This window comes from Flavobacterium hydatis (assembly GCF_000737695.1).
GTDB lineage: Bacteria > Bacteroidota > Bacteroidia > Flavobacteriales > Flavobacteriaceae > Flavobacterium > Flavobacterium hydatis.
This window is the reverse complement of record NZ_JPRM01000054.1, coordinates 14970-34036: the sequence shown is the minus strand read 5'-3', so window position 1 is coordinate 34036 and position 19067 is coordinate 14970. Positions and strand designations below refer to the sequence as shown.

The window sequence follows — 19067 nt, the reverse complement described above, 5'->3', positions numbered from 1 at the left end:
TACTTTATAATAAATCCTTATAATTAAATTAGGCACAAAAAAAAACAGGCACTGTAAAGTGCCTGTTTCAATTCATGGAATTTCTTAATATGTTACTAACTCAAAATTAAAATTTATCCCAGAATAATTTAGTAGTCATTTTGTCGCCGCCAATTGCTGTTGCAGCTGCATTATAGTTATCTCTGTTTAATGTAGAATCAAAAAGAGAATATATGTTTCTTACCGGAACTTTTGCTTCAGCTTCACTAACAGCAGTTGTTGGAGCTACTAGAATAGGGAAGTCTAACCTTCTGTATTCTGTCCAAGCTTCAAACCCACGGTTGTAGTAAGCAATCCAAAGTTGGTATGCAATTTTTTGTTTATCAGTTCCAAAAGCTGTCGCATAAGCAACATCAGTTCTTGCTAAATAAGTATCAGCATCTGCAGTAGAAACTCCCCAGTATTTCATACTAGAACGAATCCCTTCTTCATAATAATCAGCAGCTGTACCACCTACATTAAAACCTCTTGATGCTGCATCAGCAAGTAAGAAACTTGTTTCGGTATGATCGAAAATTACACCAGGATTTGTTCTTTCTTTTATTTTTAAACCAACATTACTGAAGTTTTTATAAGAAACTTGTTGTGCATAAGGTGCTCCTTTGTATTCGCCTGCAATTTTTGAAGCTGGGTTAAAAAAGATATCTCTTCTAGGATCTAATTTTCCATTTAACTCGTTTACAAAAAATTCTGTTGGCATAATTTGGCTTTCATTTACCAAGCTATTATATAAAGGGTTTTCATCTATTGTAGTTGAATAGTATTGGAATAAAGCATTTTGAGCATTATCCATTATTACACCTGAAGTAAATGCACTTTCTACCATAGTCTTAGCTTTAGCAGGATCAACATCAGCAAGATGCATTCCCATTTTTAGTTTAACGCTATTAGCTAATTTTTTCCATTTACCAACATTTCCTTTATAAATAAGATCAGCGTTTCCAAAACTACCGTAAGCATCATCCAGATCAGCAATTGCAATATCTAGTCTTGCAGCTAAATCTAAATAAATAGTTTTTGCATCATCATACCTAGGAGTTGGGTAACTTTCAATATTCAAGGCTTCTGTGTAAACAATGTTCCCGAATAAATCTACTAATGTTTGGTAAGCCATTATAATTTGAATTTCAAGAACTGCTATTTTATTCTTTTTAACAGCAACTTCTATCGGTCCTAAAGCTTGTTCATCTTTTGTTTTTCTTTGTGCTACTACAAAATCCTGCAAAACATCTCTATAAAGAACTATGTTATGTGAGTTTCCTAAATTTCTTTTTACCTGATTGTAATTAACCTCATCAGTATAAGTAGATGTTGTCCAGTGTTGAGCATATCCTCTAAAGTTGTTGTCATTTACTGAAGCATTTGTCAAGAAATAAGAATAATTTACTTGAGAACTTGTCATTAAGCTACTCGGTAAGACAGTAGTATACGCTTTAGTATTTTCGTTTAAGCTATCGATATCGTCACAAGAAACTGCTGAAAGCAATAATGCACTTGCAAAGAATATTATATTTAATTTTTTCATTTTTATATTTTTTAGAATTGAACTTTCATATTAAAGTTATACTCTTTTGATGTTGGTAATACACCAGTTTGAAAACCTTGTAAGTTTCCAGATGACATTCCAGCTTCTGGATCAGCATAAGGAAGATTTTTGCTTATGATCCATAGGTTGCTACCATTTACAGCAAAAACTAGACTGTTGATAAATGTATTCTTTAAGTATTTTGTTGGGAATCTATAGCTGAAACCAACTTCACGTAATTTTACATAAGAGGCATCATAAACGTATGCTTCCTGTGGCATTGAGTTGTAAGTAGCATAATCAGCCAAGACAACTGTATTATTTGGCGAACCATCTGCCTTTACACCACCAAGAATAATTCCTCCACCATCTGCAATAGCATTTCTTACAGGATTTCCTAAATGGTTATTTCCTACAGTACTTTGGTAAATACCTGTTGTATTACCATATTGTTGATCTAAAGAGTATACATCACCACCTTTTTTAACATCGATCAAGAAGTTGAATGATAAATTTTTATAAGTGAACACGTTATTAAAACCTCCAGTCCAATCTGGATTTACATCACCAATTGTTGCTCCACCTACAGTCTCATATTTTCCGTTAGCTTTTACAACTCTTTGTCCATCTAAATATTTAAATCCAGTTCCGATTAGTTGTCCGATTGGTTTTCCAACCTCAGCAATATATCCTACACCTTGAAATGATCCAATAGACATTCTATCGGCACCATCAAGACTAATTACTTCATTTCTATTAGATGCCCAGTTAATTCTTGCTTCCCAAGAGAAGTTTTCAGTTTTAAAAGGAATAACATTCAATGAAAGTTCAAAACCTTTATTTTGTACATCACCTCCATTTATCCAAGATCTAGAATAACCAGTTTGTACAGGTGTCTCGATTGATAAAATCTGATTAGTAGTATTAGTTTTGTAGTAAGAAAAATCTAAACCTATTCTGTTTTTTAAGAATTTAAGCTCGATACCAGCTTCAACACCTTTGGTAAGCTCACTTTTTAGGTTAGAGTTAGCTTTATTGTTTTCAGTAGAAAAACGTATTCCGCCTGGTCCAAAATTACTATTCTTAGGGTATGTAGATTGGATTACAGCAAATTCAGCATCATTTCCAGTCTCAGCATAGTTTAAACGTACTTTACCAAATGATAACCAATCAGTTTTAAGATGGTTGCTAAAGATGTAAGTTCCTGTAAGAGAAGGGTAAGTATATGTATTGTTATCTTTAGGTAATGTAGATGATTGATCTACCCTGTAAGAACCTTCTATAAAGTATGTTTCGTCAAAGTTGAAAGTTGCATTAGCATACACGCTATTAGTCCCTTTAGTTTCTAAGAACTCATCTGGATAATTAATTGGATTTACAGTGTTGCTCAACATATATTTACCAGGTACAATTAAACCTCCATTAGTTGCAGCATAAGTATGACCATTTGAAGAACGTCTTGAATTTGCTCCAACTAACCCGTAAAATTTAATGTTATCTGTAATATTTGTTTTAAAATTTAAGATTAAATCTAAATTGATCTCACGGAATGTTTTGTCATATCTTGAATATTGACCTAATGTGTTAGGAACTCTTTTAGACCCCACTGCAATACGTTCTTCTTGTAATTGTTGATAAAAATCTACAGATCCTTTTCCAACAATATTTAACCAACTAGTAACATCTGTACTTAAAGCGAAATTACCAAAGAAACGATCTCTGTTTAACGAGTTATAGTTGTTATAACGTTGAAAATATGGATTATCATGAAATTGAATAGCTAAGTCGGTTGGCCCACCAACACTCCAAGTTGTATTTCTTCCTGTTGTATTATAAGCATCTTCTAAATCCTGGAAATCAGCACTCATATTATACCATTGTCTTACACTGCTTAAGTAATTGTTTCCACCATCACCATATCCAGTTTCATTCATTCCTTTAGCATATGATTTTAAGTAATTTGCAGAAGCAGATATCTTGGTTTTATTGCTAAGTTTATAACTTCCTGAGAAATTGAAGTTATCTTTTCTGTTGTTACTGTTTGGCAAAACACCTTGTACTTGGTTATAATTTGTGTAACCAAATCTAAAATCTCCGCTATCATTACCTGCAGAAACGGCAATGTTATTTGTATAAGTTAGACTGTTTTGGTAAAAATCGTTAGGATTCTTTTTTACAGGAGCCCATGGAGTTGCAATTCCGTAAGTAGGTAATTCTGGGTAAAAAGAGTTCCAGTTGTAAACCAATAAACTAGGATCAAATTTAGGCCCCCAAGAAGCATCGTCAGTTGCTGCATAAGGATGTGTACCACTTCCTAAATCTATAGTACCATAAAAATCACCATAACCACTACCATATTGATTTTGGTATTGCGGCAATGTCTTTTTATCTACAGACCCAATAGTTACACCTGAATTGAAAGAAATACCTAACCCTCCTTTAGATTTACTTCCTTTTTTTAATGTTACTAGAATAACTCCATTAGCAGCTCTTGAACCATAAAGCGCAGATGCCGCAGATCCTTTTAAAACGTTTATAGACTCGATATCATCCGGGTTAATATCTGAGGCTGCATTTCCGTAATCATAACCTCCTTTATTTCCTCCAGTTTTTTGTTGATCAGTATTGGTGTTACCATTATCCAAAGGAACTCCATCTACAACCCATAATGCTTGATTATCATTTGTTAAAGAAGATGTTCCACGAATAATAACATTTGTAGATCCACCAATGTTGTTGTTTCTTCTAATGTCAACACCAGCAACTTTACCTGAAATAGAGTTTGCCACGTTACCATTATTTATTTTGTTTAAGTCTTCGCCTTTTACTTCCTGAGTTGCATAACCAAGAGATTTTTTCTCTCTTTTTACACCCAATGCAGTTACTACAATTTCGTTAAGAGCTGTAGAACCACCAGACATTTTAAGATTTACTTTGTTTGTAGTTGCAGGTAATTCTTGAGTCTTCATTCCGATATAACTAAAAGAAAGAATCTGGTTAGGAGCAGCATTGATAGAATATGCTCCATCAAAGTCGGTTTGCGTTCCTAGTTTAGATCCTTTAACTAATACACTCACACCTGGTAAGGGTATTCCTGCATCATCGGTAACAATTCCTGTAACTAATCTTTCTTGCGCAAGAATTAGTTGTGTTGCAAATACAAAAAAGAGTATTGCAATTTTTCTAAAATTTAATTTGAATTTCATATACTGGTTTTATTATTAATAAGTGCAAATATTTTGCATTTATAGCTTTTTTTATGCCAATATATTATCATAAAATCAGATTATGTTATCTTGTTTTGAGTATAATTTATATAGGAAATTGGGTGTTTTGCCGATTTGAAAGTATTTATTTACCTAAATGAATTTTAGTCTTTTTTAGTAGAAATATTTATCGATAAAATCTGCTAAAATGATGAGGTATAAACAGAGGGTAAATTGCATATATTGAGGATGTTTATTTTGAATACAATTTAAAAAATATATAAAATAATTTGTGAAAATTGGTGCTTTTTTTGGCAAAAAAATAAGCTGAATTTAAGTTAAGTTTTGTAAAATTTAATTTTTTGTAAAGTATTATCTTGATTTATAAACAAGAAATATTTAGAATAAATTCAAAAAAAAACATTGCCTACGGTTTTAAACGTTGGAACGCAATGCATTATCGTGATTTGTATCCCACGGTTGAAACCGTGGGCTATAATATAGTGGGGTATAATATAGGCTTAAATTAAAACAAGTTTGGGATTGTTTTGTACAAAACTAAAGTTCCTTATCCTCTTTACAAGGCCTGAAAAAGACCTTGCAGGATAAAAAAAAAACAGCTACAAAATTGCTCTTGTAACTGTTTAAACTAATAATCTTAAAGGAGGGTATAAGACTATTTATTTTTAATAAGTGTTTCTATATCTTCAATCTCTATTGGTAAAGCTTCTGATAGATTGATGTTTCCATCAGCTGTAAGAAGGTAATCATTTTCTAATCGGCAACCGATTCCTTCTTCTAATATATAAATTCCTGGCTCGCAGGTAAGCACCATTCCTTTTTCTAAGGTACGAGAATATAATCCTAAATCATGAACATCTAGCCCTAGATGATGTGCTGTTCCGTGCATAAAATATTTTTTGTAAGCAGGATAATCAGGATTCTGATTTGCGATATCTTCGTTGGTAATTAAACCTAGTTTTATTAATTCTTTTTCGATTAATGCAGCCATTTGTTTCTCATAGTCGCTATGTTTAATACCCGGTTTTAATAATTTAGAACCTTCTTTTAAACAGTGTAAAACAGATGAATAAACTTCTCTCTGACGAGGAGAAAAAACACCGTTTGCAGGAACACATCTTGTGGTGTCAGAATTATAATTGGCATAACAAACACCAAAATCTACCAGAATCATGTCGCCATCATTGCATTTTGCATCATTAGAATTGTAATGTAAAGCACAAGCATTTTTTCCAGCAGCGATAATCGGCTTAAAAGCATGACGTGTAGCTCCATTTTTTATTACTTCATAAATAAGTTCTGCCTCTAGCTCATACTCATTTATGTTTGGTTTAACTGCGCTAAGAAGCCCTTTAAAGCCTTTAATGCTAATACCTACTGCCTTTTTTATAAGCGCAACTTCTTCTTCAGATTTTATTGGTCGTAACTCACGAGTTATTTTGGCAACTCTATCGTATTGATGTAACGGATATTTCTCTTTACACCATTGTATCATTCGGTCTTGGCGAGTAGTCATTTCAGATGTTACTCTTTTAATATGCTCATTATGCCCTAAATAAAAAGCATCAGCTTCAAAAGCAAAAAGTTGTAATGTCTTTTCAAATTCATGAACCCACTTTACATTTTTTACACCCGAAATTGCTGTAACTTCTTCTTTGGTCAAGAAATCACCATCCCAAAGTTTAGTATGTTCACTTACTTCTTTTACAAATAAAATAGTTCGATTTTCTTCTTTATAAGCATCGGGAAAAAGAACCAAAATAGTTTCGTCCTGATCAATTCCTGATAAGTAAAACAAATCATTATTTTGTGCAAACCCTATAACATCATCAGCATTATTTGGCATAACATCATTAGAAACTAAAACAGCAATGCTATTTGGGTTCATTTTGGTCGAAAAACGGTTTCTGTTTTCGATAAATAAAGAAGAAGGAATCGATTCGTATCTCATAATTTTATAATTGAAACATTTGTGTATTGACTGAGGTATTTTTTCCAGAAATAATTTCTGAAACAATTTTACCAGTTGCTGGCGCCAGACTTAATCCCATCATGGCATGTCCGGTTGCCAAAGTTAAGTTTTTTATTCTTTTGTCTCTAGTAATTATTGGCATTCCAGATGGAGTACAAGGTCTAAATCCGTACCAAGTTTCTTCCTCTTTTGGCATTTCAATTTTTAAATCAGGATAAAATTCATTAATACTATTAACAATTCCCTGAACTCTGTTTTTGTTTATTTTAATATCGTTTGTATGTGTAATCTCCATAGTACCTCCAAAACGGATATCATTGTTCATAGGTGTAACAGCAACTTTTCCTTCGCACAAAATTGCAGGAATAGATGGTTTTATGTTTACATCTTTTAGAGTAAAACTATATCCTTTTCCTGGTAATATTGAGATTGAACGATTTAGCTTTTTAGCAATTTTAGGACTCCATGATCCGCAAGCCAAAACAACTTCATCGGTCATAAAAGGCCCCATGTCAGTAAGTATTTCGGTTACCGTATTGTTTTTTATTATAAAATCTTCTACAGTAGTTCGGTTATGGATTTTTACATTCAGTCTATTTAATTCAGCTTTTATAAATTGCATGAATTTTTGAGGATATATATGGGCATCACTTTTGTAATGTACACCACCAATTACATCAGTACTAGTACCTGTTTCTAATTTTGTCACACCTTCTTTAGAAAGGTAATCAACTTCTAAACCAAAACATTCGGCTAACTTTCCTTCATGATGTATTTCTTCGGCAGTTTTCTCTGTTTTATAAAGCATTAAAAGTCCCTTTTTTTCATAAAAGAAAGAATTGCTTTCTTTGATAAAATCTTGGTATAATTCTTTACTAAATAGTGATAAACTACAAAGCGCCGGCATTGCTTTTTCTACATGTTGCTTATTAGCATGTTTGTAGAACTGTATTCCCCAGTTTGCCAAATCCATGCTTAATCTAGGCTTTACATAAAACGGACTTTGACTATCAAACATCCACTTTATTCCTTGTGTAATCATTCCTGGTTGTGCCAACGGAATAATATGCGAGGGAACAATCATTCCTGCATTTCCATAGGAACATCCATCTGTCATATCCGATTTATCGAAAACAGCAACTTCGTACCCTTCTTTTGCTAAATAATACGCTGAACATAGTCCGATTATTCCTCCGCCAATAATACTTACTTTTTTCATTATACTTATAAATTTATAAAATCATCGGCAAGAATTATGTTCTGTAAACCAATGATTTATTTTGGATTTTATTTTTGTTAAATTACCTGAAAACCAAATGCGTAAGGATCATCATCTTCATCAATGATTATATTGTTATATCCATATACTTTTGCCCATCCTTGTATACTTGGCACAATTGCTTTAATATCTCCAATAGTAGTTTCTTCTTCGACTCTTCCTATAAATTTGCTGCCAATAAAACTTTCGTGAATAAAATCTTCACCTTTCTTTAATTTGCCTTTGCCATGAAGTTGAGCAAGTCTAGCCGAAGTTCCTGTTCCGCACGGAGAACGATCTATGGCTTTATCTCCGTAAAAAACAGCATTTCTTCCTGAAGATGTCGGATCAATAGGATCTCCCGTCCAGAGCATATGGCTTACATCACGAATGGTACTATTTTCTGGGTGAATAAAAAGATTAGGATATTTTTCGTTAATGCGCTTGCGAACTTCCTGACTGTATTGCACAATTTTACCTGCTGTAAAATCCTGTACTCCCGAAAAATTGGTTTGCGGATCTACAATTGCATAGTAGTTTCCTCCGTAAGCAACATCAAAAACTATTTCGCCCAGCTCAGGACAATCTATCGTAAGACCTTCGGCAGCGAGATATGATTTTACATTGGTTAGTCGTACCCAATCTACTTTTGTACCTGTTTGCTGATATTCAATTTGAACCAAACCTGCAGGAGCTTCCATTTTTATCTTACCTGGAATCTTAGGTGTAACCAAGCCTTCTTCGATAGCAATAGTTATTGTACCAATAGTTCCGTGGCCACACATAGGCAAACAACCAGATGTTTCGATAAATAAAATACCAAAATCATTCTCAGGATTACTTGGCGGATACAGTATGCTACCGCTCATCATATCATGACCTCTTGGTTCGAACATTAGTCCTTTGCGAATCCAATCATATTCTTTTAAGAAATGTTGGCGTTTCTCGCTCATATTGTTTCCAACCAAATTTGGACCACCTCCAGCAACCACTCTCACTGGGTTACCGCAAGTATGTGCATCGACACAAAAAAAAGTTTTTCTTGGCATAAACTAAATAGATTTCTGGGTTATTATATCATTTACGGTTCTTGTAATTTTAAGAGGATTGTTGTTTTGTAATTCACTAGGCAGTAATTCGTCTGGCCAATTTTGATAACTAAATGGTCGTACCCAACGTTTAACTGCATGAATTCCCACGGCTGTAAATCTAGAATCCGACGAAGCAGGGTAGGGACCACCATGTATCATCGAAGCACAAACTTCGACTCCTGTTGGTACACCATTAAATATTATTCGTCCAACTCTGCTTTGTAAGGCATTAATAATAGTATTATAATTAGCAATTTCTTTTGATTCAGCAAGTATAGTACCTGTTAACTGTCCGTCTAATTTATTAATAATTCTTTCTAATTCCTCATTATTTTCGCATTGTACCACAATAGAAAATGGACCAAATACTTCATGGCTTAATGTAGCATTCTCTAGGAATGTTTTACCATTTACGGTAAGTATAGTTTGTGGTGCGTAATTAGGTGATATTTCGCCTTTGTATTCTGCAATCGTGCTTACGCCATTTTGAGATTTTATTTTTTCTCTGCCATTATTAAAATCATCTTTAATAGATGGATGTAACATACAAGAAGGTGCAATTTTCTCAATTTCTTCGGATAATTGCTCCATAAATTGATTTAATTTTTCTCCTTTTACACCTAAAAGTAATCCCGGATTGGTACAAAACTGACCTGTTCCTAATGTAATAGAACCTGCATAGGCTGTAGCCCATTTTTTGCTATTTTTCTCTAAAGCTTCCGGCAAAATAACCACAGGATTAATACTTCCCATTTCGGCAAATACAGGAATAGGTTCAGGACGTTGCGATGCTAAATTAAATAAAGCTCTACCGCCATTAATACTTCCTGTAAATCCTACCGCTTTTACAAGTGGGTGTTTTACCAAAGTTGCTCCAAGTGTTACACCACTACCAATTAGGTTAGAGAAAATACCTTCTGGCATATGGTGCTTTTGAGCCGCTTTTATAACTGCCGACGCAACCATTTCGCCAGTTCCTATATGCATAGAGTGGCTTTTTACAATTACTGGACAACCTGCTGCCAATGCCGAAGCTGTATCGCCTCCTGCCGTAGAAAATGCAAACGGAAAGTTACTTGATCCAAAAACAACAACTGGTCCTAATGGAACTAGCATTTTGCGCAAATCATCTTTTGGCAAAGGCACTCTATCAGGAATTGCAGTATCTATTGTTGCTTCAACCCAACTTCCTTCTGTAAGCATATTTGCAAAGGAACGTAATTGAAAAATTGTACGTCCTCTTTCTCCTTCGGCTCTGCCTCTTGGAAAACCAGATTCAGTACAATACACTTCTAATAATTCATCGCCAAGAGCAAGGATTTCCTCAGCAATTGCATTCAGAAAATCAGCTTTTTTCTGAGCTGGGTAATTTCTGTAAGTTTTAAATGCATCATTTGCCAATGCAACCGCTTCTTCGATTTCCTCTGGTGTAGCTTCTGTAAACGTCCAGGGATTTTCTATGTTTAACTGTGGATTTATTGTCTTATAGGTTTTTGTTCCATCACCTTTAAGCTTGCTTCCTATATAATTTTTTCCTGTAATCATTTTTTATGTATTAAGATTATAATTAAATCCGGACTTGCTAAAAAAATATTATGTTTTATGAGCTGGCTATCTACTCTTATAACCAGCTCAAAAACAAACCAAACTAAAAACAAATCTAACTAAACTTAAAAAAGAATGTTATTGTAAACTCCGTTGGGTATACTTAAAAAAAATGATTTTGTATACATTGTACTACAAGTTTTATTTATTTGTATTTGCATAATATAATTACAAATCATTTTATTTGAATAAGAAAATATTTGTTAAAAAATAATTATACCCAACGGGTAATGTGTATTTTATACTAAAACAGATCTATATTCAGGAAGCGTTGGTCTAGTACGCAATGCTTCTGCAATGATACCCAAAACTCTTTCTCTTTCTGCTCCGTGAAGTGGTAGTCTTGGCGCACGAACAAACTCTGTTCCCAGACCAGTAGCAACCTCAGCTAATTTTATATTTTGTACTAATAATGGGTTGATATCTAGCTCTAATAATGGCAAGAACCATCTGTAGATAGCTAATGCTTCTTCGGCTCTACCAGCTTTTGCTAAGTTAAAAATTGCTACAGTTTCTGCAGGGAATGCATCTACTAAACCAGAAACCCATCCGTCAGAACCCATAAAAATACTTTCTAATGCTAATGTATCAACACCAGATAATACCTTTAAACGTCCTTTAAAGCGGTTTATAATTCTTGTAACATTTGATATATCTCTTGTAGATTCTTTAACTGCCTGAATATTATCAAATTTTAAAATTTCTTCGAACATATCCAATGTTACCTCAATTTTGTAATCAATAGGATTGTTATAAATCATGATAGGTAACGAAGTGCTTTTTGCTACCTCAGAGAAATAAGTAACTGTTTCATGACTTGCTGCATTATAACGCATAGGAGGCAATAACATTAATCCTTTTGCACCGTTTTCTTCTGCCTTATTTGCAGCCTGAATAGCAGCTCGAGTAGTTTGCTCGGCTATATTCATAATCACAGGAACTTGTCCGTTAACGATACTGATAGTCTCTTTGATTAATTCTTTTTTTTCATCTTCTAATAAAGTGCTTGCTTCACCAAGTGTTCCTCCTAGGATAATTCCTGAAACACCTGCATCGAGCTGAGCTCTTACATTTACTCCAAACATGTTGAAGTCTAACTTGTCATCGGCAGTAAACTTTGTTGTAACTGCTGGCATAACGCCTTTCCATTGAATACTCATAATTACGATTTTAATTTTTTCAAAAATATTTATAACCTGTAAATATGTAATTAGGTAAGTTATCATAAAAAGATACTATATTATCCGATTTAATACTAATTTTTAAAAATATTACTTAATATGTATACATTTTTTTATATTTATGGCATATAATTAATCCGTTATGAAAGTATTTCCATTTAAGATTCCAAAAACGAAAGAAGATTCACTCATTTATCAAGAAGACGTAGAATTTGTTTTTTATGATAAATTGCATCAACATGAAGAAATACAAATAAGCTATATCGAGAATGGGGAAGGAACCATTTTTGTAGGCGATACAATTTCTCCTTATCAAAAAGGTGATGTTGTGGTTATAGGTAGTAATTTACCTCATGTGTTTAGGAGCGAAAATAATACGAATGAGCTTTCGGTAATGCTAACATTGTTTTTTACGGCGAACTCTTTTGGGAAAGATTTCTTTATGCTTCCTGCACTAAAAGATATTCAGCCATTTTGGGAAAACAGTAAGAACGGTTTTGTAGTAAACAATCCTTCGAATAAAGTGGTGAAGTCATTTAAGAAAATAAAAAAAGTAAATGAGTTTGATCGTTTTATTCTTTTTTTGGAAATAACTAAGAAGTTATCTCAAGAGAATAAAACACCACTTTCTAGTTATATATACGATAAGAAAATTACAGATAATGAAGGAAAGCGAATGCAAACGGTTTTTGAATATGTAATGACTAATTTTCAGAAGAATATTACGCTGGAAGAAATTGCTGCTTTATCAAACATGACTAAAAATGCTTTTTGCAAATACTTTAAAGTCCGGACCAACAAAACATTTTTTCAGTTCCTGATAGAAATACGGATTGAGCGGGCGGGGAAGTTATTATCCAGATCACAAGAGTTATCTGTTCTGGAAGTTTCAGAATTATGTGGATTTAATAATATTTCTAATTTCAATAGAAAATTTAAAGAAATAAAGGGGATTTCTCCCCTTGCTTATCGAAAATCTCAAATGCTAAAATGGAAAGAAAAATCATAATCCTGATTTTAAAATCCATTATTTAATTTAGCGTTTTTATGTTGAAAATTTTAAACCTTTGGCTTTAAAATCACTAAACAATACCTGGCGTGCATTACTAATCGTTTCTTCGGTACGATAAATACTGCACCAGAATTTCACTAGTAATTTGTAATTGCCATCTGATATAGCAGTGTAATAAATTTGTGGCGTTCTGGAATTGTTTATTAATGTTTGAGTTTGAAGTGCTTCTAATACAATTAAATTAATATCATCCGGAGCAATATCACCTTCTACATCAAAGGAAATCTCTACTAGTTTAAAGTTATCAGTATACGTCCAGTTAGTTATATTTTGAGATAATAAATTACCATTTGGTATTATAATTTCGGCTCCGTTTGGAGCATTAATTTTGGTTGTACGAAGTCCCATGGCTTTAACACGACCCGATTGTGAACTAATTTCGATTACATCGCCGATTTGTATTGGTTTATCAAAAATCAAAATAATACCCGATACAAAATTGCTTACAATGTTTTGCAAACCAAGTCCAACACCAACTCCTAAAGCTCCTAATAATATACTTAGTTTATCTAGCGGCATTCCCGATGCTGCAACGGCCAATAAATAACCACTTATTAATACCACAAGACGTGTGATTAATAGTTTAGAATGCTGACGTTTGTTTACGTTTTCTTCATTCTCATCATCAACTTCACCAAAAAAGTACGCAACATATTTTTGCAGAAGGTGAGCTAGCCAGATTATGATAAAAAATAAGACAATATTACCCAAAGTAAATGTTATACTACCAATAGTATTTGGGTGTGTAAGTATTGTTTTAAATGAGGTGCGTAATGATTCCCAAATATTTAAATTTGACGCTATCACAACTAACCACATATAACTAATTACAATTATAAAAGGTTTCTTTAATGTATCTGATAAACTCTCGTGATCAAAAATGGTTTCGATTCCGCGTTTGATTCTTGTAGTATATATTTGTAAAAGGATAATTTCAAGAATGATTTTTAAAAGTACACTAAGCGCAATGATTTGAGTAATTGCAATAAAGGCAGTAAGACTTAGCATATTAGAAAGTGAAACTCTTCCGAAAATATTAAAAAATATAGCCAAAGCGTTTAATCCTATGAATATTATACTTGCCCATTTAAAGAATCCTTTGATATATAATTGATCTTTGATACTCTTAAGCTGAACCAATCCATAACGTATTCCGAAGACATTAATTAGGATAAAAGCACAGCGTTGGAAAAAGCCAACTCCGATAAATAAGTCTAGAAAACAAAGCCCAGAAAATAATCCTACTAAGAGAAATAAGTTTCGCATTGACTCCTTAGACCAATGATTTTTAAAAAGAAAAGTAAGTATAACAAGTAGTATTAGTTGTAATGCTTCTATAAATAAAGCAGGGGCATATAAATTACTTACGATAGCAATATTAAGTCCAATTACAATTACCGGAATAATAATACCGCTGTTTAAGTATTTGAAGTTTAATAACGAAAGATTTTCAAAGTGATTATTGTTTTTCAGGTACTTGATGTTACGAGAAATGTACCATGTAAGTAATCCCATGAAAAAAGCTAAAGTAATCAATCCGCTAATACTATAATTTAAATAGTACGAAACAACACTATTCTCTATAGCAACTTTGGCTTTAATATTTTGAGATATATCTTTTTTAGCAATCGAATCACTTGTATTCCATATATGCGGATATTCTCTGCCAAGAATACTTATTCCTGATTTTTCAAGTCTTTTTTCTACTGTCAGAAGTGCGCTCGAAACAGCTATTTTTCTTTGTACTGTAAGCCTGTTTTTGGTATTAAGAACCTCAAGATTATGGTTCATAAGACTATCTGTACTTAAATAACTTTTTTTAAGATTTGCAAATTCATCTTTAAATTGCTTACGAAGTATGGTGTCTTTTAGTAGTGTAATTAAGGTTTTGTCTTTACGTAAGTCAGCAAATCGACCTTTAATTTTATCAAAGTTCTTGTTGCGTAAATTAATGGCAATATTTTGTTCCTCTAGTTCCTGACGAATTTCTTCGAGTACGATACGATACATTTGTTGGTTTCGTACATTTGGATTTGCTCCTTTTAAGTTGGCTAGAATAAGATCTAATTTCTGTTGTGTTCTATCAATTTCAGCAAACAAATGAAAAGTGCTTCCTTCAAAATTTGCATCATTGTATGCAGATTGTACCACTTCACCAGCTTTTTCGATAGCCATAAGATACTCACTATCGTTATTGGCTGCACCATCAAATAGTTTTGCACGCCCTTCTGGTTTTGGTACAGGAGTAGCGGTAGTTGTTTGCGAATAGGAAATAGGAGAGAAGAACAGTATTGCTAGTAATGATAAAAGGCAAATGAAATTTCTTTTGTAAAGCATGATATAAACCGTGTATTAAGGTCGCCAAAATTAGATAAATAAGCTTACAAATTCTAAACTTTATGTTTTGTTTGGCTCAAAAGAAATCATGCTTATATCTTTAAACCATATAAGTAATGTAAGTTCATTTAAGTGAGTTGTGTAAAAATAGCTGGATAGCGGATTGCATCTATAAACAACATGTTATAACCATAGCCAACGGTTTCAACCGTTGGAACGCAATATATTATCCCAATCTGAATCCCACGGTTGTAACCGTGGGCTATGGTTGAAATAGGAGAGATTTAATAAACTTATATTTTCTTAAATAACTTATATGGTTGAAAAATTTGTGTTTTGGTTTAAGATTATTTCCTCATAACCAATGCTTTATTATACTCATAATTCATTTTGGCAATAGATAATACCGAAATACCCTGCGGACATTCTACTTCGCATGCTTCGGTGTTAGAACAAGCTCCAAAACCTTCTGAGTCCATTTGGTTTACCATTGTTAAAACTCTTTTTGATGCTTCGATTTTCCCTTGCGGAAGCAATGCTAAGTGAGTTATTTTGGCACCAACAAATAAGGCGGCACTAGAGTTCTTACAAGTCGCAACACAAGCACCACAACCTATACAAGCCGCAGCATCAAAGGAAGCTTCGACTGTTTCGTAGGATATAGGAATGGTATTAGCCTCAGGAGCCTGACCAGTTGACGCTCCGATATAACCTCCGGCTGTAATAATAGCATCAAATGCAGTTCTGTTGATTTTTAAATCTCGAACTACAGGAAAAGCCGTTGCTCTAAAAGGTTCAATATATATAGTGTCGCCATCCTTAAAACTTCGCATATGGAGCTGGCAAGTTGTAGTATGCTTTAAAGGCCCATGCGCTCTACCATTAATCATAACACCACATTGCCCGCAAATCCCTTCTCTACAATCATGGTCAAATTCTATAACACGTTCGCGTTGTTGGATAAGTGATTCGTTTAAAAGATCAAGCATTTCCAGGAAAGACATATGTTCGGTAACGCCATCTATTTCATAATCTACCATTTCTCCTTTGGAATCGGCATTTAATTGGCGCCATATTTTAAGATATAGTTTCATTTCTTTAAATTTTAATTATTTGTAGCTACGTACTGCAAGTTCTACTGATTCGAATACTAAAGGCTCTTTGTGTAATTCAGGAGGATTCGATTCACCTTTCCATTCCCAAGCCGATACATAACAATAATCGGCATCATTTCGTACCGCTTCTCCTTCGTTGCTTTGGTATTCTTCTCTAAAATGTGCTCCGCAAGACTCTTCTCTCTGTAATGCATCGTAACACATTAACTCAGCTAGTTCTATATAATCGGCTACACGTCCCGCTTTTTCTAATTCACTATTTAATTTATCGTCACCAGTTATTAGTAAATCTTTTTCAAAAGATGCTTTCAAAGCTTTTATCGCTACAATAGCTTCTTCAAGATTTTGTTTGCTTCGGGATAATCCACATTTTTCATACAATAATCGTCCTATAGTTTTATGAAAATAATCGGTAGATAGATTTCCTTTGCTCTGCAAGAACCTATTTAATTGATCTCTAACTGTTTTTTCTGCTTCCGCGAAAGCGGGATGATCCGTGCTAATTCGGGCTGCATTTAGTTCGCCAGATAAATAATTCGGAATTGTATAAGGAGCTATAAAATACCCATCGACACAAGCTTGAAGCAGAGAATTTGCACCAAGTCTATTCGCGCCATGATCTGCAAAATTAGCTTCTCCGAGTGCAAACAATCCAGGAATTGTAGTCATAAGTTCATAATCGACCCAAAGACCGCCCATTGTAAAATGTGCTGCAGGCGAGATAAGCATAGGTTCTTTATAAGCATCGATTCCGTTTATTTTTTCATACATAGCAAAAAGATTGCTGTATTTGGCTTCGATGTTTTTCTTGCCCTGTACAGCGATTGCATCTGAGAAATCTAGGTAAACAGCATTTTTCATTGGGCCAGCACCATGACCAGAATCAATTCGCTCTTTGGCTGCTCTAGAAGAAATATCTCTGGGAGCAAGATTACCAAAGGCAGGATAACGACGTTCGAGATAATAATCTCTTTCTTCTTCGGGAATAGTATTAGGAGTTCTATTATCTCCCGCTTTTTTAGGTACCCAAATACGACCGTCATTTCGGAGGGATTCGGACATTAGCGTAAGCTTTGATTGGTTTTCTCCATGTTGCGGAAGACAAGTAGGGTGGAACTGAATCCAGCTTACTCCAGCCATATAAGCTCCTTTTTTATGTGCTCGCCATATTGCCGAACTATTGCATCCCATAGCAAGTGTAGACAAATAATAAACTTTGCCATAACCACCTGTAGCGAGTACAACCGCATCGGCAGCATGACGTTCTATAGCTCCAGTTTCTAAATTACGAGCTATAATCCCTTTGGCTTTGCCATCTACCAAAACTAATTCTAGCATTTCGTGACGCGTGTGCATGGTAACTTTACCCGTGTTTACTTGTCGAAGTAGCGATTGGTATGCTCCAAGCAAAAGCTGTTGCCCCGTTTGTCCTCGGGCGTAAAAGGTTCTGGAAACCTGTACACCTCCAAAGGATCTATTGTTAAGATAACCTCCATATTCTCTTGCAAAAGGTACACCTTGCGCCACAGATTGATCGATTAAACTAGCGGAACATTCGGCTAATCGATACACATTGGCTTCACGAGATCTAAAATCTCCTCCTTTTATAGTATCGTAAAACATTCTGTATACGCTGTCGCCATCATTTTTATAATTCTTTACAGCATTTACGCCTCCTTGTGCAGCAACAGAATGTGCTCTTCTGGGAGAATCCTGAAAACAGAATGATTGGATATTATAACCTTGTTCTGCAAGTGATGCCGCACAAGAAGATCCTGCAAGTCCTGTTCCTACAACAATAATAGTAAGTTTCTTTCTGTTGGCAGGGTTTACAAGTTTTGCTTTTGCTTTATAATTATTCCACTTATCAGCCAGTGGGCCATCTGGTATTTTTGAATCTCTCATTTTCATACTATTTTAAATAAATATAAAGGGGAATTGCCATGAAGCCTCCTGTGATGATTAGGGTATATCCCCATCCAAATATTTTTATGGCTTTTACATATTTAGGATGATAAAGCCCCATTGTTCTTGATGCACTAAAAAAGCCATGTAATAAATGAAAACCTAATGCAACAAATGAGATCTCATAAAGTACTACATACCATAGTTGCGAATACGATTGTATAACAATTTCATATAAGTCTTTATTGCCAGCTGCATCTAAGGGTAGGTTTGTGAATTTATATACGTACCAGAAATCCTTAAAATGTATAATAAGAAACAGGAGTAGGATAGTACCTAATACGCCCATGTTTCGACTATTCCATGCACTGGCAAAATTCCGTTTGTCGTAATGGTAGTTCTGACTATTTGCAGTATTATTTTTTATGGTAACAATTATTGCATAAATTGCATGTCCTATTATGGATAAATATAAAATCCAGGAAATAATTTTGATGAACACATTGCCTGATAGTAATTTAGAGTACCAATTGAATTGTTCTCTTGCCTGATCTTCGGGCAAAAAAAGTTGTAAATTACCAAGCAGATGTATTACAAGGAAAAAGCATAAGAAAAGGCCAGTGGCTGCGATAATCATCTTGTTTTTTAAAGTAGTAGATTTCATTATTTGCAAGATTTTTTTTAAGACTTAATATTAAGGGAACCCTAATTTACTATAATTCATTTAATTTTAGAATGAA

Annotated in this window: 12 protein-coding genes; 1 reads left to right on the top strand and 11 read right to left on the bottom strand. The window is 33.9% G+C overall.

Translation table 11 applies throughout. From position 1 onward, the window contains the following. Positions 1–106 precede the first annotated feature (106 nt). The 7 genes from IW20_RS23350 to IW20_RS23320 form a co-directional block, all read right to left on the bottom strand. Positions 107–1564, bottom strand: coding sequence for a SusD/RagB family nutrient-binding outer membrane lipoprotein (locus IW20_RS23350; protein ID WP_035628300.1), 1458 nt, complete (start codon positions 1562–1564; stop codon positions 107–109). A gap of 11 nt (positions 1565–1575) precedes the next feature. Then, a complete protein-coding gene (locus IW20_RS23345; RefSeq protein WP_035628298.1) occupies positions 1576–4770 on the bottom strand; it encodes a SusC/RagA family TonB-linked outer membrane protein in 3195 nt (1064 codons plus the stop codon). Between the two features lie 676 nt (positions 4771–5446). Next, a complete protein-coding gene (locus IW20_RS23340; protein ID WP_035628296.1) occupies positions 5447–6742 on the bottom strand; it encodes an aminopeptidase P family protein in 1296 nt (431 codons plus the stop codon). 4 nt (positions 6743–6746) lie between these two features. Beyond that, the gene (locus IW20_RS23335) at positions 6747–7982 is read right to left on the bottom strand and encodes an NAD(P)/FAD-dependent oxidoreductase (RefSeq protein ID WP_035628294.1); all 1236 of its coding nucleotides are present in this window, start codon (positions 7980–7982) and stop codon (positions 6747–6749) included. 77 nt (positions 7983–8059) lie between these two features. Further along, a complete protein-coding gene (locus IW20_RS23330) occupies positions 8060–9070 on the bottom strand; it encodes a 4-hydroxyproline epimerase (RefSeq protein ID WP_035628292.1) in 1011 nt (336 codons plus the stop codon). 3 nt (positions 9071–9073) lie between these two features. After that, entirely contained in the window at positions 9074–10657 is a 1584-nt protein-coding gene (locus IW20_RS23325; RefSeq protein WP_035628289.1) for an aldehyde dehydrogenase (NADP(+)), read from the bottom strand. Between the two features lie 299 nt (positions 10658–10956). After that, a complete protein-coding gene (locus IW20_RS23320) occupies positions 10957–11877 on the bottom strand; it encodes a dihydrodipicolinate synthase family protein (RefSeq protein ID WP_035628324.1) in 921 nt (306 codons plus the stop codon). Between the two features lie 163 nt (positions 11878–12040). Here IW20_RS23320 and IW20_RS23315 point away from each other — a divergent pair, with 163 nt between their 5' ends. Beyond that, positions 12041–12907, top strand: a complete 867-nt coding sequence (locus IW20_RS23315; RefSeq protein ID WP_035628287.1) for an AraC family transcriptional regulator — start codon at positions 12041–12043, stop codon at positions 12905–12907. A 36-nt stretch (positions 12908–12943) separates the two neighbouring features. On the opposite strand, the gene IW20_RS23310 is transcribed toward IW20_RS23315, so the two are convergent. From IW20_RS23310 to IW20_RS23295, 4 genes are all read right to left on the bottom strand, one after another. Next, positions 12944–15307 (bottom strand): mechanosensitive ion channel family protein, encoded by a 2364-nt coding sequence (locus IW20_RS23310; protein WP_035628285.1) that lies wholly within the window; start codon positions 15305–15307, stop codon positions 12944–12946. Between the two features lie 347 nt (positions 15308–15654). Then, the gene (locus IW20_RS23305) at positions 15655–16401 is read right to left on the bottom strand and encodes a succinate dehydrogenase/fumarate reductase iron-sulfur subunit (RefSeq protein WP_035628283.1); all 747 of its coding nucleotides are present in this window, start codon (positions 16399–16401) and stop codon (positions 15655–15657) included. 15 nt (positions 16402–16416) lie between these two features. Beyond that, a complete protein-coding gene (locus tag IW20_RS23300; RefSeq protein ID WP_394363659.1) occupies positions 16417–18327 on the bottom strand; it encodes a fumarate reductase/succinate dehydrogenase flavoprotein subunit in 1911 nt (636 codons plus the stop codon). Positions 18328–18334: 7 nt separating this feature from the next. Next, positions 18335–18991 (bottom strand): succinate dehydrogenase cytochrome b subunit, encoded by a 657-nt coding sequence (locus IW20_RS23295; RefSeq protein WP_035628279.1) that lies wholly within the window; start codon positions 18989–18991, stop codon positions 18335–18337. Positions 18992–19067: the final 76 nt, after the last annotated feature.

What these genes read in the sequence shown, in the direction of transcription:
- IW20_RS23310 (WP_035628285.1), bottom strand. Translation starts at nt 15,307, where the DNA reads ATGCTTTACAAAAGAAATTTCATTTGCCTTTTATCATTACTAGCAATA.
- IW20_RS23345 (WP_035628298.1), bottom strand. Translation starts at nt 4,770, where the DNA reads ATGAAATTCAAATTAAATTTTAGAAAAATTGCAATACTCTTTTTTGTA.
- IW20_RS23300 (WP_394363659.1), bottom strand. Translation starts at nt 18,327, where the DNA reads ATGAGAGATTCAAAAATACCAGATGGCCCACTGGCTGATAAGTGGAAT.
- IW20_RS23340 (WP_035628296.1), bottom strand. Translation starts at nt 6,742, where the DNA reads ATGAGATACGAATCGATTCCTTCTTCTTTATTTATCGAAAACAGAAAC.
- IW20_RS23325 (WP_035628289.1), bottom strand. Translation starts at nt 10,657, where the DNA reads ATGATTACAGGAAAAAATTATATAGGAAGCAAGCTTAAAGGTGATGGA.
- IW20_RS23315 (WP_035628287.1), top strand. Translation starts at nt 12,041, where the DNA reads ATGAAAGTATTTCCATTTAAGATTCCAAAAACGAAAGAAGATTCACTC.
- IW20_RS23330 (WP_035628292.1), bottom strand. Translation starts at nt 9,070, where the DNA reads ATGCCAAGAAAAACTTTTTTTTGTGTCGATGCACATACTTGCGGTAAC.
- IW20_RS23335 (WP_035628294.1), bottom strand. Translation starts at nt 7,982, where the DNA reads ATGAAAAAAGTAAGTATTATTGGCGGAGGAATAATCGGACTATGTTCA.
- IW20_RS23295 (WP_035628279.1), bottom strand. Translation starts at nt 18,991, where the DNA reads ATGAAATCTACTACTTTAAAAAACAAGATGATTATCGCAGCCACTGGC.
- IW20_RS23350 (WP_035628300.1), bottom strand. Translation starts at nt 1,564, where the DNA reads ATGAAAAAATTAAATATAATATTCTTTGCAAGTGCATTATTGCTTTCA.
- IW20_RS23305 (WP_035628283.1), bottom strand. Translation starts at nt 16,401, where the DNA reads ATGAAACTATATCTTAAAATATGGCGCCAATTAAATGCCGATTCCAAA.
- IW20_RS23320 (WP_035628324.1), bottom strand. Translation starts at nt 11,877, where the DNA reads ATGAGTATTCAATGGAAAGGCGTTATGCCAGCAGTTACAACAAAGTTT.